Source organism: Synechococcus sp. MIT S9504 (assembly GCF_047497135.1).
Taxonomy (GTDB): Bacteria; Cyanobacteriota; Cyanobacteriia; order PCC-6307; family Cyanobiaceae; genus Synechococcus_C.
In genome coordinates, this window is the sequence record NZ_CP138942.1 from 206,789 (window position 1) to 221,026 (window position 14,238).

A 14,238-nucleotide genomic window follows, 5' to 3' on the forward strand; every position below is an offset into this window, starting at 1 on the left:
GCGTCAGCGATCGGATGTTGAGTGGCCCAGAAGTTCAGAGCCGTTGCTGCCCATCGACCATTGAATGGCTGCTTCAGTACTGGAGAGGACCAGATCCGCGCCGGCGGCCATCAGTTGCCGTTCATAGACGCTTCTCTCCTTGCTGCCGGGCAGAAGATGCGGTGGCGACACCGCGAGACTGATCCATTGACGATCGGGGCGTTGGACCCTGGCATTGAGAACAGTCTTGACATCGGCAACCGTGTCACCCAGATAGGCGACGACCCCCCCGCTGCGATGGGGCAAGAGACTGTCGCTGAGCTGCAAAAGACCACCGGGTTCAGGCTTGTCAGGGGCATCGCCCATGGCGACCAGAGGGGGATTGACCAGTCCCAGTCGCTGCTGCAGCACGAAACGTGCGGATGGAGGCTCCGCGCCACTCACAAATCCCCAACGCCAACCGTTTTGATCCAGCGTGGCAAAGAAGTCCCGTCGCACCAGCAAGGGTTCATCAGTGATGTATCCCGTCCAGGCGCTTGGATCGCCATCGGGATCGCCACCGAAGTAGAAATCGCTGAAGACATCGATCAGGTCCCGTCTGGAGGGCAGGGATGCGCCATGCCGGCGCAGCAGCTCGAGGCTTGCGTCCCAGTCGTTGTTCCAGCGTCCTTCGCCCTTGAGGGCGTCGATGCAGGACGGTGCTGGCAGCCAGCCGCTGTAGTGCTCCACAGTTGCCTGGAGGGCTCTGCGGTAACTGCCTGACACGTCGCGGATCACTCCGTCGATATCGAACAGCAGAAGCTGGCTGGTGGATGGATGCCGGTCCAGGGGGACGGGTTTTGGCGGCTGGTAGGTTAGTTCTTTGTCCTTGATTCTTGAGCGCTGACACCATGACGGTTTCCGAAGGCGCTGCCGTCGACCAAGAGGTCGTGACAGAGGCAGCAGCAGCTGATCAGGCTCCTCAGAGCACAGAGGCCGATCAGCAGCAGGAGCCGAAGGAAGGTCGTCCGGTGATGCGTGGCGGCAGTGCTGCATTGGCATCAGCCACGATCGATGCTGATGGAGTGCCATCCGGATACACCCCGAAGGCCGATGAGGGACGCTTCCTGTTGAAGATTCTCTGGTTGCCCGACAACGTGGCGCTTGCCGTTGATCAAATTGTTGGTGGTGGCCCCAGTCCTTTGACGGCTTACTTTTTCTGGCCTCGTGAAGATGCCTGGGAAACTCTGAAAAGTGAACTTGAAGGTAAGTCCTGGATCACCGATAACGAACGCGTTGAGGTATTGAACAAAGCCACTGAAGTGATCAATTACTGGCAGGAAGAAGGCAAGGGCAAGAGTTTGGATGATGCCAAGCTCAAGTTCCCTGACGTGACCTTCTGCGGTACCGCTTGATTGACATTAAGCATAATTTTGTTCGTTTCTAGCAGGCAATTCATTGCCTGCTTTTTAATGTCGAGAGAGCAGTTTTCTGGCAAGCTGCTGCAGTCTTTGTCCCGATGATCGGATTGTTTTCAGAATGTTTACTTGGTGCGGCTGTGAATTGATGGCATAGATCTTCTCTGACTGATTGAAGGCAGCATTTAATGGTGTTCTGGTCAAGGCTGGTTTGCCTTCAGTGCTGCTGTTGATGCGTCCATGCATCAGAAATATCACTGGATTCATTGAGAGTGATACTGATCGCCAATCCCAGCGAATATGGTTATCTGGGGTCCGCAATAGTCTGTTACAGTCTCACGGAATATTTTTGATGGGTTGATTTCTTTTTCCTCCTTGCTCGCACTTGGCCTGTCCTCTGCAACCCTTGCAGCCACATCGAGTCTGGAAATCTTGAATGACGTTGGTCAATTCAAGCTTCAGGAATCTGAGATGTCAGGCCTTAGTGGAAAACTTGGAAAAAATGTTTTTCAGGCTTCTCAGCAACTGTTGAACAAGCGATCCGTGATTGCTTTGTTTGAGAAATATTGTTTGCAGGAATCTCCCGTTGTTGTCGGTGATTCTGTATTGCTTCCTCAATTGGCGTGGTCTGTCGAGAGCTATGAAACGGAATCCGATTCTCTTGCTCAGGTTTGTTCGTTCGCATCCTTCGCCGATTATCTGAACGAGTTGTCGCTGAAAGCTTATTCTTTGCCAGCTTCAGGTGTTTTCACTTCGGGCTTTGGGCCGCGCTGGTCACGGCATCATTCAGGCATTGATATTGCCAATCACGTTGGAACATCCATTCGTGCTTCGCGCTCTGGACAAGTGATTTTCGCAGGCTCTTTAGGTGCTTATGGACTGATGGTCGAAATTTTGCATCCTGATGGTTACAAGACGCGCTACGCGCATTGCAATGAGATTCTTGCTCGGGTTGGTGAGAGTGTCAGTCGCGGGGATCTGATTGCCAGGATGGGCAATACAGGTCGCAGCACTGGGCCTCATCTCCATTTTGAGATCAGATCACCAGATAATATCGCAATTGATCCCGCTTCATTCTTAAAGGGAATCACAATCGAAGAAAAGATATGAACCTTGTAATTTATGACTGGTTGTTAACAGGCTTGAGCTGCATCAATTCTTTTGTCGATTGATATGAGCTGAGCCTGTAAGGGACTACGCCAAGATTAAAAATTGATGTTGTCTTAATGTCTTGCCCCGAATCTGAAACTGCTGGGGCAGTTGCATTGATAATCAATCAGCTTTGATTGATCGCTGCCTGTGCTCGGGCTCTTGCGCGATTAAGGCTTTGTTGGGCTTTGACTTTCTCAGGAGAGGTCGGCTGTCCTTCCAATTTATTGACGGCGTTGCGTGCAGCCTGCAATTCGCTTTCAGCAGAATTGCCGTCAATAGAGCTTCCTAATTCAGCTGAGTTGACGAGCACGGTGACATCGTCGGCCTCCACTTCTGCAAACCCACCCATCAGGGCGATGGATTTCCAACTTCCATCAGCGCGAACACGCAGGACTCCCACATCAAGTGCGGCCAATAAAGAGACGTGGCCGGGGAGAATGCCCAGCTGCCCAGTAGTGCTGGGGAGGATCACCTCATCAGCAGAGCCATCGAAGACGCTCTGGTCGGGTGCCAGCACACGGAGGGTGAGGGACATGGATATGAAGTGTTTTGGTGAAAAGCGTGGTGGCGAAATGAAAAGAGCAGAGGGCATTTATTGATGCCCTCTGTTGGCATCACTTGGCTTCTTCGGCCATCTTCGCGGCCTTGGCCTTGACTTCGTCGATGTTGCCAACGAGGTAGAAAGCCTGTTCGGGGAGGTGATCCAGTTCGCCAGCAAGAATCTGGTTGAAACCACTGATGGTTTCCTCGAGCTTCACGTACTTACCGGACATACCAGTGAAGATCTCAGCCACAAAGAAGGGTTGAGAGAGGAACTTCTCGATCTTGCGGGCACGGTCAACGGTGCGGCGATCATCTTCGGAGAGTTCGTCGAGACCGAGAATCGCGATGATGTCCTGCAGTTCCTTGTAGCGCTGAAGCGTGGACTGAACGCTGCGAGCTGTGCGGTAATGCTCGTCACCCACAACAGCGGGCTGGAGCATGGTGCTGGTGGAGTCCAGAGGATCCACAGCTGGATAAATGCCCTTGGAGGCCAGGCCACGATTCAGCACCGTGGTGGCATCCAGATGAGCAAAGGTGGTTGCAGGAGCCGGGTCAGTCAGGTCGTCAGCAGGGACGTAGACAGCCTGGATGGAGGTGATGGAGCCCTCCAGAGTGGAGGTGATCCGCTCCTGAAGTTCGCCAACGTCGGTACCGAGGGTGGGCTGATAACCCACAGCGGAAGGCATGCGTCCAAGCAGGGCGGACACCTCTGAGCCTGCCTGCACGAAACGGAAGATGTTGTCGATGAACAGCAGAACGTCCTGCTTGTTCACGTCGCGGAAGTGCTCAGCCATCGTCAGAGCTGAGAGGCCCACACGCATGCGAGCACCTGGGGGCTCGTTCATCTGCCCGTAGCAGAGCGCCACCTTTGACTTGGAGAGATCATCGGCGTTGATCACGCCCGAATCCTTGAATTCCTCGTAAAGGTCGTTGCCCTCACGGGTGCGCTCACCCACACCGCCGAACACGGAAACACCACCGTGTTCTTTGGCGATGTTGTTGATCAGTTCCTGGATCAGCACGGTCTTGCCAACGCCGGCACCACCGAACAGTCCAACTTTTCCGCCCTGGCGATAAGGAGCCAGGAGGTCAATCACCTTGATGCCGGTCTCAAAGACTTTCGGCTTCGTTTCCAGTTCAGTCAGCTTGGGTGCTGAACGGTGGATCGGCGCTGTCGCGTCGGACTTAACAGGTCCCTGTTCGTCGACAGGCTCTCCGAGAACATTGAAAATGCGACCAAGGGTTCCTTCGCCAACGGGCACTGAAATCGGTGCACCGGTATCGAGGGCCTCCATGCCACGAACGAGGCCGTCGGTGGCACTCATGGCAACGGCGCGAACACGGTGATCACCCAGCAGCTGTTGAACTTCAGCGGTTAGAGCGACCTTCTGCCCGGCAGTGTTGGTGGCTTCGATGCGGAGAGCGTTGAGAATTTTGGGCAGCTTGCCGGCGGGGAATTCCACGTCCAGAACCGGGCCAATCACCTGGCGGACAACGCCCTTGGTACCGGCGGAGGCGGGAGCAGCAGCGGCCATAAGTAAGGGGGTGTGAGAGGGAAGCGTCTAGGGCTATCCCTTCCTGAGCGGGGCAACGATACCACCGTCGCGAGAGGGGGGGGAGTGGTTCGGTCACCCGCACGCTTGTCCCGTGGCCGAAGTGCAGAACCCGGACATAGGTTGGCACTCGACGACCTTGAGTGCCAGCTCGAGTCGCATCGGCGCTTCGGCGCACTGTCCCTGCTCCTGCAAGAACCCATGGCAGCTGTTTCTCTCAGCGTCTCCACTGTTAAGCCCCTCGGCGATCGCGTTTTCGTCAAGGTTTCAGAATCCGAGGAGAAAACCTCCGGCGGCATCCTGCTCCCCGACACCGCCAAGGAAAAGCCTCAGGTGGGCGAAGTCGTTCAAGTTGGCCCTGGTAAGCGCAACGACGACGGTTCCCGCCAGTCTCCTGAAGTGGGCGTTGGCGACAAGGTCCTCTACAGCAAGTACGCAGGCACCGACATCAAGCTCGGAAGCGATGAGTTCGTGCTCCTGTCCGAGAAGGACATTCTCGCCATCGTCAACTGACCGGCCCCTGACTGCCACGAGCCTGAGACAGGTCGGTAGTCACCAACTATTCCTTTCCATCCATTTCCGCCCCCATGGCCAAGCGCATCATTTACAACGAGAACGCTCGCCGCGCTCTTGAGAAGGGCATTGACATCCTGGCCGAGTCCGTTGCTGTGACCCTCGGCCCCAAGGGTCGCAACGTTGTTCTTGAAAAGAAGTTCGGTGCTCCCCAGATCATCAATGACGGCGTCACCATCGCCAAAGAGATCGAACTCGAGGACCACATTGAGAACACCGGCGTTGCTCTGATTCGTCAGGCTGCATCCAAGACCAATGACGCAGCCGGTGACGGCACCACCACTGCGACCGTTCTGGCCCATGCAATGGTCAAGGCTGGCCTGCGCAATGTTGCCGCCGGTGCCAATGCCATCACCCTGAAAAAAGGCATCGACAAAGCGTCCGATTTTCTGGTCGACAAGATCAAAGAAAACGCCAAGCCGATTGCCGACAGCAATGCCATCGCCCAGGTGGGCACCATTTCCGCTGGTAACGACGAGGAAGTGGGCCGGATGATCGCCGATGCCATGGACAAAGTTGGCAAGGAAGGCGTGATTTCCCTGGAAGAGGGCAAGTCGATGACCACCGAACTGGAGGTCACCGAGGGAATGCGCTTTGACAAGGGATACATCTCTCCCTACTTCGCCACCGACACCGAGCGAATGGAAGCCGTCCTGGACGAGCCCTACATCCTGCTCACTGATAAAAAGATCGGCCTCGTGCAGGATCTCGTGCCCGTGCTCGAGCAGATTGCCCGCACTGGCAAGCCTCTGCTGATCATCGCTGAGGACATTGAGAAGGAAGCTCTTGCCACCCTGGTTGTGAACCGTCTCCGCGGTGTCCTGAATGTGGCTGCAGTTAAAGCTCCTGGCTTTGGTGACCGCCGCAAGGCCATGCTGGAAGACATGGCTGTGCTGACCAATGGTCAGCTGATCACCGAAGACGCCGGTCTGAAGCTTGAGAACGCCAAGATCGAGATGCTCGGCACTGCGCGTCGTGTGACCATCAACAAGGACACCACCACCATTGTGGCCGAAGGCAATGATGTGGCCGTGAAAGCGCGTTGTGAGCAGATCCGCAAGCAGATGGATGAAACCGAGTCCACCTACGACAAGGAGAAGCTTCAGGAGCGACTGGCCAAGCTCGCCGGTGGTGTTGCCGTGGTGAAGGTGGGTGCTGCCACCGAAACCGAGATGAAGGACAAGAAGCTTCGCCTTGAGGATGCCATCAACGCGACCAAGGCTGCTGTGGAAGAAGGCATCGTTCCTGGCGGTGGCACCACCCTTGCTCACCTGGCACCCACCCTCGAGCAGTGGGCCTCGTCCAGTCTGGAGGGTGAGGAGCTGATCGGAGCCAATATCGTGGCGGCCGCTCTGACTGCACCACTGATGCGCATCGCTGAGAACGCAGGTGTCAACGGTGCTGTTGTGGCTGAAAACGTGAAGGCCAAGGCCTTCAACGATGGCTACAACGCTGCCAACGGTGACTACGTCGACATGTTGGCTGCCGGCATTGTCGACCCTGCCAAGGTGACGCGTTCCGGTCTGCAGAACGCTGCGTCAATCGCAGGCATGGTGCTGACCACCGAATGCATCGTTGCTGACATGCCTGAGAAAAAAGACGCCGCACCAGCCGGTGGCGGCATGGGCGGTGGCGATTTCGACTATTAAGTCGCTGCTTCTCAACCAGAGCCGCCTCGGCGGAAGATCAAGCCCCGCTTTTGCGGGGTTTTTTTTGCCCGGCTCAGGATTGAATGAAGTATCTCCCAGGTCCTGAGATGTTTTTTCGTCGTTGGTTGCGCGAGTTCAAGGAGTTCTTCTTCCAGAAGGGCAATGCTCTGAATCTTGCCATTGCAGTGGTGGTCGGCACGCAGTTTCAGCAGATCGTTGACGCGATCAGCAAAGATCTGCTGATGCCTCTGCTGAATCCTCTCGTGCGTGGTGGTGGCTGGCAGAGCCTGGCGATTCCCTATTTCGACGGGGAGCTTGCTATAGGCCGAATTCTCGATGTTCTACTCAACTCTCTTCTCGTGGGCTGGGCCCTGTTTCTGATCATCAAGGTGATCAATCGCTCTGAGCGATTGGCCACCTCAGGCGTGGAGAAACTGCGCGGTCTGGATTCTTCTGAAAGCGACGCTTAGCCTGCAGGGCGTTGCTGTCGAACCGTCGATCTCTGAGTGCCGCAAGCCTCGCCAAATGTTCTTAATGAACAGTTCTTGGCTCAGAGGTGCTGAGGTGGTAGCGACGGTTACGCTCAAAAAGTGTTTCAGCCTCGACTGAAGCGATTTTTGATCGATCTCCTGGTCGTTCCAGAATTTCAGCTGCTGAGTTCCGCGCTGCAACCTGCTGCTGCGAATGTTGCGGCTCTTGGGGGCGACAACAGGCTGGTATTGATCGGCGGCCAGTTTCAGGCCGTGCTGGTGGATTATGGATCGGCGACCTTAGGGACGCTGCTTATCGCAGGACTGTTGCGAGGTCTCGGTCTGACGTCCCGCGTGTCGGAAGAGGTTGAAAACCGCGGAGTCGAAGGGAATGAGCACGGTGAGGAGGCTTATCCGCAAAGAATTGGTTCTCCCCAGTTTCATCAGGTCCCGATTGGGTGGGGCCTGTTGTTGCCGGCTCTGCTGATTCAGTTCAGCCAGCCGGCACTGAGGATCACAGCCAGCGTGAGAAAGATGGCCAGGGTGGTCCAGGTGATTCGGTTGAGGGTTGCTTCCGCGCTGCTGGCACTTGTAAAGGAAGTGCTTCCGCTAGCGGCGAGCCCACCCATGCCATCGCCTTTGGGGCTGTGCAGCAGGACAAACAGGATCAGCAAGAGGCCGCTGCCGATCCAGATCCAGGAGAGAACAGTGGTAACCATGAGCAGATTTTATGCCCGAGCCGATCAGACCGGTTGAGGCAGGCGCGCTGTGGAGGGCACGGGTGTCTCAATCGGTTCGATCAGGGTGCTTCCGGTCATGGCCTCGGGTTTCTCGAGATCGAGCAGCTGCAGAAGAGTGGGTGCGATGTCTGCCAGCCCGCCGTTGTCGCGCAGGCGAATTGCGTTACCCATGCCACGGAGCTTCCTGCGCTCCCCTTCCACGAGGATCAATGGCACCGGATTGGTGGTGTGGGCTGTCCAGGCCTGACCATCGTCGCCTTGCATCCGCTCGGCATTGCCGTGATCGGCCGTGATGATCATCGTGCCACCCATGCGACCCACGGCATCGAGCAGGCGTCCAACGCATTCGTCGACCTTCTCGATGGCCTCCGTAGCGGCCTCCATCACGCCGGTATGTCCCACCATGTCCGGATTGGCGTAGTTGATCACCACCAGGGAATAAACCCCCTTCTCGATGGCTTCGATACAGCTCACGGTGAGGGTTTCGGCGTTCATGGCCGGAGCCTGGTCATAGGTGGCAACGCGGGGAGAGGGCACCAGATGACGGTCTTCTCCTTCCAGCGGCTGCTCCACACCACCGTTCATGAAGTAGGTCACATGGGGATATTTCTCGGTCTCAGCCGTTCGGTACTGGCGCAGTCCACTCGATGCCACAACCTGACCCAGCAGGTCATCCAGGGACTCGGGTGGAAAAGCCACTTCCACAGGTAGACCGGCTTCGTACTGCGTGAACGTGACGACGTCCAGCTGAGACTTTTGGGGCCGTTCAAAGTCGGCGAAATCCTCTTTCGCCAGGCATTGAATGATCTGGCGCGCCCTGTCAGGTCTGAAATTGAACATCAGTAGGGTATCGCCATCCTTCAGACGGGTGGAACGCAGACGTGTCGGTTCCATGAATTCATCGGTAGTGCCGCCGTCGTAGCTGGCTTGTAGCACTTCAGCTGCCGACAGCTGACTCACCGGAACCTCAGGGGAAGTGAGCAGTTCATAGGCACGTGAGGTTCTCTCCCAGCGGCGGTCGCGGTCCATAGCCCAGTAACGACCACAGATGCTGGCGATTTCACCTACGCCACAGGACTGGATGGTGTCCTCAACCTGCTTCAAGTAGATCGGAGCACTCTGCGTGGGGGTGTCCCGTCCATCGGTGATCGCATGGATTGCAACGTGTTTCAGGCCTTCGTCGGCTGCCCAGCGCAGCAGTCCGCATAGGTGATCCACGTGGCTGTGCACACCACCGTCTGAGCAGAGGCCCAGCAGGTGAAGAGTGCCGTTGCTTGCACGCAGACGTTCGGCCAGTTCACGGAGTTTTGGGACGGCTCTCAACTGGTTGTCGCGCACCGTGTCGCCGATCCGCACCAGTTCCTGGCGAATGATTCTGCCCGCGCCGATGGTGAGATGCCCGACTTCGGAATTGCCCATTTGTCCATCGGGCAATCCCACATGGGAGCCGCTGGCCTGGATCAAGGTCTGGGGGTAGGCGTGACGCAGAGCATCGATGACGGGAGTGCTGGCGGCTCGGATGGCGTTGTGGTCGGCGTCGCTGCGCTCGCCCCACCCGTCCAGGATCGCCAGAACAACTGGAGCAATGGATCGCTCCCTGCTTGGTCGTCCCGTATGGCGATCAGCAACGTTCACTCAGCTCTATCCGTTCTTAAGGTCTTCTCTAGATTCACAAGTTACCCCCGGATCCCGCCCGTGGTGAACTCTTGCGCTGACGATGGTCAGCTTTTGCGGATCTTGAAGGTGATATCCGACATACAGTCGTCTATCCCACTGCATCGCTCATGGTGACGTCTGGGAACAGTGAGCGGATCGAGATCCTTTCGGCCGAGGACGTCGGCAGAACACTGTCGCGGCTGGCCTCCCAGGTTCTTGAATGCGTAGGAGAGGTCGAGACGTTGATGCTGCTGGGAATTCCCACCAGGGGTGTTCAGTTGTCAGCTGTGCTGGCGCGCTTCCTCAAGGAGCAGAGCGGTCAGACGATTGCCCAGGGCACACTCGATCCGACTTTCCATCGCGATGATCTCGAGCGAGTGGCCATGAGGCCTGTGCAGGCGACTGAGCTGCCGGTGAGTGTCGAAGGACGTGATGTGCTGCTGGTCGATGACGTGATTTTTACCGGCCGCACGGTCCGTGCCGCTCTGGAAGCGATCCAGGCCTGGGGAAGGCCACGCCGCGTGATGTTGTTGGTGATGGTGGACCGCGGCCATAGGGAACTGCCGATTCAGCCTGATTTCTGCGGTCGGTCGGTTCCCACTCGGCGGACCGAAACCATTGAGCTCAGACTGATGGATGTGGATGGGGAAGAAGGAGTCTTTCTGAGGAGTCTTCAGGCGGAGAACTGAATCTCCTCTCCGCGGAAATGGGCCTTGTAGCGACCGAAGGCCACGAGCACCGGCAGGGTGGGGCTGATCGGGCGCCCCTTCCATTCCGTCAGGACATTGACCACATCCCCCTCGCTGCCCTTCATATCGAAGGCTTCACCACGGTGTTGGGGGTGGTTGTAGACCACCACCGATGAGGTCACAACGACCTTGTCGCCAGGCTGCATGAGTGGACGATCTCATTGAGAATCATCCTGTCACGCACTTCACGGTCTCTTCGACTTGCAGAGACTCTCGGGCCCTTCCTCCACCAGTTCTCCGCCCAGATCAGCACAACCGGCGACGAAGGCACTCCATGGATCCATACCGCTCGACAGTCGCTCTTCCACAGCCGTGTTGAGACGTTCAGGATCGACCGTATGAGCAGGTAAGGCCCCATGGCTGTGGTGCTCCTGCCGGTCACGCAGATTCTGAATGGCTTCCTCCACCTGCCTGCGGAGAGGCAGGGCATGGGTCTGCCACCAGGGGTGGTCCAGTTGATTGAGCACACTCAGGGCTTCCCACCATTGCTGTCGCTGAACTTTGTCCTTGAGCCGTTCGTGGTCGACCTTGTTGCGGTTCCAGGTCTCTCGCAGGCTGTCGCTGAGCTGTGTTCCCGGCCTCTGTCCCTTTTGTTCCAGGGGGCTGAGAGTGATGAGGGCTTGTTCGAGATCACCTGCTCGGAACTGATCAAGTGCCCGCTCGCGCAGTGCCTGGCGCCACTGGAGCAATCTGGAACGATCACTTTTTCGCTGCTCTTCGCTGCCAACATTCGAATTGACAAGCTGTGATTGCAGGTTGAGTGCCTGGGTGCTGTCGCCTCCCTCCCAGGCGAGTTCAGCCTGACGACGACGGCAGACTGCCTGCTCGCTGGGGGCTTCCCGGTCCAGCCATCGGAGTGCCGCCAGCTGTTCGCCGTAGCGCAGGCAGGCTTCGAGATCTCCCTGTGAAGCGGCTTCACGCAGGCGTCCAGGCAACTGCTGTTCCCACCAGTACGCATAGCCGCAAAGGGATGCAACACCACCCAGTGTGGCGATCAGCCAAAAACTTGGGAGATGGCGACGAAGCGCCAATGGTGGTCAGGGAACGACAGACACCTTTCTATGGATGTTGCCGCCAACACACACGCCATTGTGGACGGCGCGATCACCGCACGGTCCCAAGTTGTCTTGGCTCAAGGCTTTCGCCGGTGCGCAGATCCTCTCCCTCCAGGATCAGTTCCGCCTGATCATTGAGATGGAAACGCAGTTTTAGACAATCTTCTCCAGGCTGTCCGGGAGGGTCCAGAGGCAGCTCACAGGCGGTGTCGGGCCGCCTTGTGACGTCATCCCAACCATCGGTTTTTTCGAGCACCCGGGGCAGACCATTGACCATCACGACTTCATGTCTTGTCTCCCCCCTGGACTCTCCAAGCACCAGCTCGAGCGACTGCTGGTCGGGACCGCTGGCGCTCAATATCAGCTCCAGCGGCTTGCTGGATGGCCAGGGCTGACCCGGTAAAAACAGAGGATGCCAGTGGTGGGTGTTGCTGCGCTGGTTCCAGCAGCGCAGTGAGATTCCCCGTTGCAGCAGGTCCTGCATGCGAACTCCGGGAGTGAGGCTCAGGGCACCGCAGGCCACCGCCTCCATCGGCGGGGGTGTCAGCAGTGGTGTGGGTGAAAGCTTCTCTGTCAGCCAATCGCGCAGCTGGGGCAGATGGGCGCCTCCCCCAACCACCACCACAGCATCAAGATCCTCGGCCGGACAGCCGTTGAGTTCGGCATCGCGCAAGGTCTTGCTGAGCAGTCCTTCAAGGGCATCAAACAGACCTCGCTCCTGCAGCAGGCGACTGAACTTGTGTCGATCCATCGACAGGTTGCTCGGCGCATCGAACTCCGGGCCATTGGCTATTTCCGAGAGGCGCTCCCGATTCGGGATATCGGGATCGCTGAGACGACATTTCAGACGTTCCGCCGCATTCAGCAGAGCCATCAGCCCATCACCTTCCTCCGGCAGGCCGCCTGGACAGAGTTCGTCGAGAATCCAGCGATCAAGATCCCTGCCACCCAGGTTGATGCCCGCTTTGCCGAGGACCTTGGCCTGACGTAGCGCCTGACGGCTGTTGGTGAGGTCCTGGCCGCGGAAGCGAAGCAGCTGGGCCACTGGAGCAGCACGACCTTCACCCCCTTCGAGGGCGACGAGGGATAGATCCAGAGTTCCTCCGCCAAGATCGACGACGAGAAGCTTGGAGCCGGCTTCTAGTCCAGCTCCGAGGGCAGCAGCCGTTGGTTCGTCCACCAAGGCGATCTCTTCGACCTGCATCGGTTCGCAGGCTTTGAGAAGCCAGTCGCGATAGCCGGAGCCCTGATCCACAGGGGCTGTCAGCACGAGTCGCTCGATGCTGAGTTCCGGGGGCATCCGCTTCCAGATTTCCGTAAGCAGCCGAGCACCGGCCTGTTCCGGGCTGAGTCGTCTTTCAGCACTCTGCGGATCTGATGGCATGCCGATCCAACGCTTGAAGTCGCGATGCAGCTGAGGAGCATCGCGTTCGTGTAAACCGTTTTCCAGCACCTCAAGCCCAACCAGCGCTGGCCCTGAGACTGCGTCCTCGGCCCAGATGAGCGATGGGATCGCTCCCTGCTCACGGGTGATCAGAGGTAGATCGAGCAGATCCACCTCTGATCGCTCAGCAGACTGAAAAGCAACCACTGTGGTGGTGCTTCCCAGGTCGATCGCCAGGGTGCCGACGTTGTAAGACGCGCCGGAAAGATGAAGGTTTTGTTCGGCAGCGAGGGGCTGAACCACCGCTATGGGCAGGTTGGAGTCAGGTCGAGGCTACGGGGAGCAACGATGGATCGCTTAAGAAGGCTGGTGTTTTCCTTTTATCGGGAAGATCCGCAGATCGAGGCGGAGCTGGAACCGCTGCGAGACTGCAGGATGTCACGCAGCTGGGGCAGCATCCGTATTGAGTGCGTGGATGCGCAGCATCTCGAGGAAGTGAGTGCACTGCTCAGTCATCTACGCAGACCGCTGGTGGCGATGGGGCTGGGTCGACAGATTGTTCTGAGGGTCCCGGGCCGCCCGCAACGCAGCTACCCCATGCATGTTCCTTTCCACAGTGATCTCTTCACCTAGAATTGGATATTCATGAGTTGTTGGCATGCTCTCTGCCGGAGTCGATCATCAGGATCTCGCAAAGCGCGGTGAAAGCCTGATCCGTCAGGCCAGCAATCGCTATCTGACCACGGTTCGGATTGCTTTCCGTGCCAAACAGCGTCGCTTTGACGATTTCGATGGTTTGCTTGAAGAATCCAGCGTCAAGCCTGTGCAGCGCGCCATCGTTGAGCTGAGCGATGAACAGGATCAGCCCGATCTTCTTCCTGGATGATTCAAGAGGAGGGCTCCGGCTGGAGATTATCCAGGGATCCTTCCCGCCCGGTATTTTCCGTCCTGATCGGTGGAGAACACTGGGCCCTCGAACTCAAGGAGAGTGAAGCCTGCGAGCTGGCTTCACTATTCGCTGATCTGACAGATCAACATCGATCCATCTGTGCCCAGCTCATGGCGGAGGAATCCATCAGCATCGAGCTGGAGCGTGGCAGTTGGTGGGGCTGCCTCGAAGGTGATCGATCACGCTGGACGCTTCGGGGCATCTGCAGCGGTGATGGTGACCAGTCTCGTGGCTTTGAAGTCTGCTGGCCTCACCCTGCTGCGCAGGCCATCGCGGAGGCGATGAGAACGTTGTGGGACAACAGCAATGATCAGAGCAGCTGATCATTTCCTCTTCATTGATTTTCCCCCAGCATTCCCCACGGGCAAAGCAATGTTTTCCACAGGCTT

17 protein-coding genes are annotated in these 14,238 nt (G+C 57.5%); 9 read left to right on the forward strand and 8 right to left on the reverse strand.

The window, feature by feature from the left end:
- Positions 1-3: 3 nt before the first annotated feature.
- On the reverse strand, positions 4-744 hold the full coding sequence (locus tag SIB58_RS01055; protein WP_231857172.1) for a TIGR01548 family HAD-type hydrolase: 741 nt from the start codon (positions 742-744) through the stop codon (positions 4-6).
- A 125-nt stretch (positions 745-869) separates the two neighbouring features.
- Between SIB58_RS01055 and SIB58_RS01060 the strand changes: the two genes are divergently transcribed.
- Together SIB58_RS01060 and SIB58_RS01065 are read left to right on the forward strand one after the other, a co-directional pair.
- A complete protein-coding gene (locus tag SIB58_RS01060) occupies positions 870-1,373 on the forward strand; it encodes a 30S ribosomal protein PSRP-3 (protein ID WP_066911139.1) in 504 nt (167 codons plus the stop codon).
- 360 nt (positions 1,374-1,733) lie between these two features.
- The gene (locus SIB58_RS01065; protein ID WP_231884174.1) at positions 1,734-2,486 is read left to right on the forward strand and encodes a M23 family metallopeptidase; all 753 of its coding nucleotides are present in this window, start codon (positions 1,734-1,736) and stop codon (positions 2,484-2,486) included.
- Positions 2,487-2,652: 166 nt separating this feature from the next.
- On the opposite strand, the gene atpC is transcribed toward SIB58_RS01065, so the two are convergent.
- Together atpC and atpD are read right to left on the reverse strand one after the other, a co-directional pair.
- Positions 2,653-3,063, reverse strand: a complete 411-nt coding sequence (atpC, locus tag SIB58_RS01070) for an ATP synthase F1 subunit epsilon (protein ID WP_066911149.1) — start codon at positions 3,061-3,063, stop codon at positions 2,653-2,655.
- A gap of 79 nt (positions 3,064-3,142) precedes the next feature.
- Complete coding sequence (atpD, locus tag SIB58_RS01075) at positions 3,143-4,606, reverse strand: F0F1 ATP synthase subunit beta (protein WP_066911150.1); 1,464 nt, start codon at positions 4,604-4,606, stop codon at positions 3,143-3,145.
- Positions 4,607-4,825: 219 nt separating this feature from the next.
- Here atpD and groES point away from each other — a divergent pair, with 219 nt between their 5' ends.
- From groES to SIB58_RS01090, 3 genes are all read left to right on the forward strand, one after another.
- Positions 4,826-5,137 (forward strand): co-chaperone GroES, encoded by a 312-nt coding sequence (groES, locus tag SIB58_RS01080; RefSeq protein WP_066911278.1) that lies wholly within the window; start codon positions 4,826-4,828, stop codon positions 5,135-5,137.
- A gap of 74 nt (positions 5,138-5,211) precedes the next feature.
- Positions 5,212-6,846 (forward strand): chaperonin GroEL, encoded by a 1,635-nt coding sequence (groL, locus tag SIB58_RS01085; RefSeq protein WP_066911151.1) that lies wholly within the window; start codon positions 5,212-5,214, stop codon positions 6,844-6,846.
- Between the two features lie 107 nt (positions 6,847-6,953).
- Entirely contained in the window at positions 6,954-7,316 is a 363-nt protein-coding gene (locus SIB58_RS01090) for an MscL family protein (protein ID WP_197461143.1), read from the forward strand.
- Positions 7,317-7,804: 488 nt separating this feature from the next.
- Here the strand turns inward: SIB58_RS01090 and secG are convergent, their stop codons facing one another.
- Together secG and gpmI are read right to left on the reverse strand one after the other, a co-directional pair.
- Positions 7,805-8,035, reverse strand: a complete 231-nt coding sequence (gene secG / locus SIB58_RS01095; protein ID WP_074159374.1) for a preprotein translocase subunit SecG — start codon at positions 8,033-8,035, stop codon at positions 7,805-7,807.
- 24 nt (positions 8,036-8,059) lie between these two features.
- Positions 8,060-9,691 carry a 2,3-bisphosphoglycerate-independent phosphoglycerate mutase gene (gene gpmI, locus SIB58_RS01100; RefSeq protein WP_066911160.1) on the reverse strand — a complete coding sequence of 544 codons (1,632 nt, stop codon included), beginning with the start codon at positions 9,689-9,691 and terminating at the stop codon, positions 8,060-8,062.
- Between the two features lie 149 nt (positions 9,692-9,840).
- Here gpmI and pyrR point away from each other — a divergent pair, with 149 nt between their 5' ends.
- Positions 9,841-10,401 (forward strand): bifunctional pyr operon transcriptional regulator/uracil phosphoribosyltransferase PyrR, encoded by a 561-nt coding sequence (gene pyrR / locus SIB58_RS01105; RefSeq protein WP_066911162.1) that lies wholly within the window; start codon positions 9,841-9,843, stop codon positions 10,399-10,401.
- On the opposite strand, the gene SIB58_RS01110 is transcribed toward pyrR, so the two are convergent.
- From SIB58_RS01110 to SIB58_RS01120, 3 genes are all read right to left on the reverse strand, one after another.
- Positions 10,386-10,607 (reverse strand): ferredoxin-thioredoxin reductase variable chain, encoded by a 222-nt coding sequence (locus SIB58_RS01110; RefSeq protein ID WP_066911164.1) that lies wholly within the window; start codon positions 10,605-10,607, stop codon positions 10,386-10,388. The two genes, pyrR and SIB58_RS01110, sit on opposite strands and share 16 nt — an antisense overlap.
- Positions 10,608-10,646: 39 nt before the next feature.
- Complete coding sequence (locus tag SIB58_RS01115; RefSeq protein ID WP_066911167.1) at positions 10,647-11,492, reverse strand: hypothetical protein; 846 nt, start codon at positions 11,490-11,492, stop codon at positions 10,647-10,649.
- A 73-nt stretch (positions 11,493-11,565) separates the two neighbouring features.
- Positions 11,566-13,209, reverse strand: coding sequence for an Hsp70 family protein (locus SIB58_RS01120; RefSeq protein WP_082823362.1), 1,644 nt, complete (start codon positions 13,207-13,209; stop codon positions 11,566-11,568).
- A 39-nt stretch (positions 13,210-13,248) separates the two neighbouring features.
- Between SIB58_RS01120 and SIB58_RS01125 the strand changes: the two genes are divergently transcribed.
- The 3 genes from SIB58_RS01125 to SIB58_RS01135 are packed head-to-tail and all read left to right on the forward strand — an operon-like array spanning position 13,249 to position 14,172.
- A complete protein-coding gene (locus SIB58_RS01125; protein ID WP_066911173.1) occupies positions 13,249-13,533 on the forward strand; it encodes a hypothetical protein in 285 nt (94 codons plus the stop codon).
- Positions 13,534-13,558: 25 nt separating this feature from the next.
- A complete protein-coding gene (locus tag SIB58_RS01130; RefSeq protein WP_066911176.1) occupies positions 13,559-13,786 on the forward strand; it encodes a DNA-directed RNA polymerase subunit omega in 228 nt (75 codons plus the stop codon).
- The gene (locus SIB58_RS01135) at positions 13,783-14,172 is read left to right on the forward strand and encodes a DUF1818 family protein (protein ID WP_066911180.1); all 390 of its coding nucleotides are present in this window, start codon (positions 13,783-13,785) and stop codon (positions 14,170-14,172) included. The genes SIB58_RS01130 and SIB58_RS01135 overlap by 4 nt, the downstream gene beginning before the upstream one ends.
- The last annotated feature ends 66 nt before the right edge of the window (positions 14,173-14,238 follow it).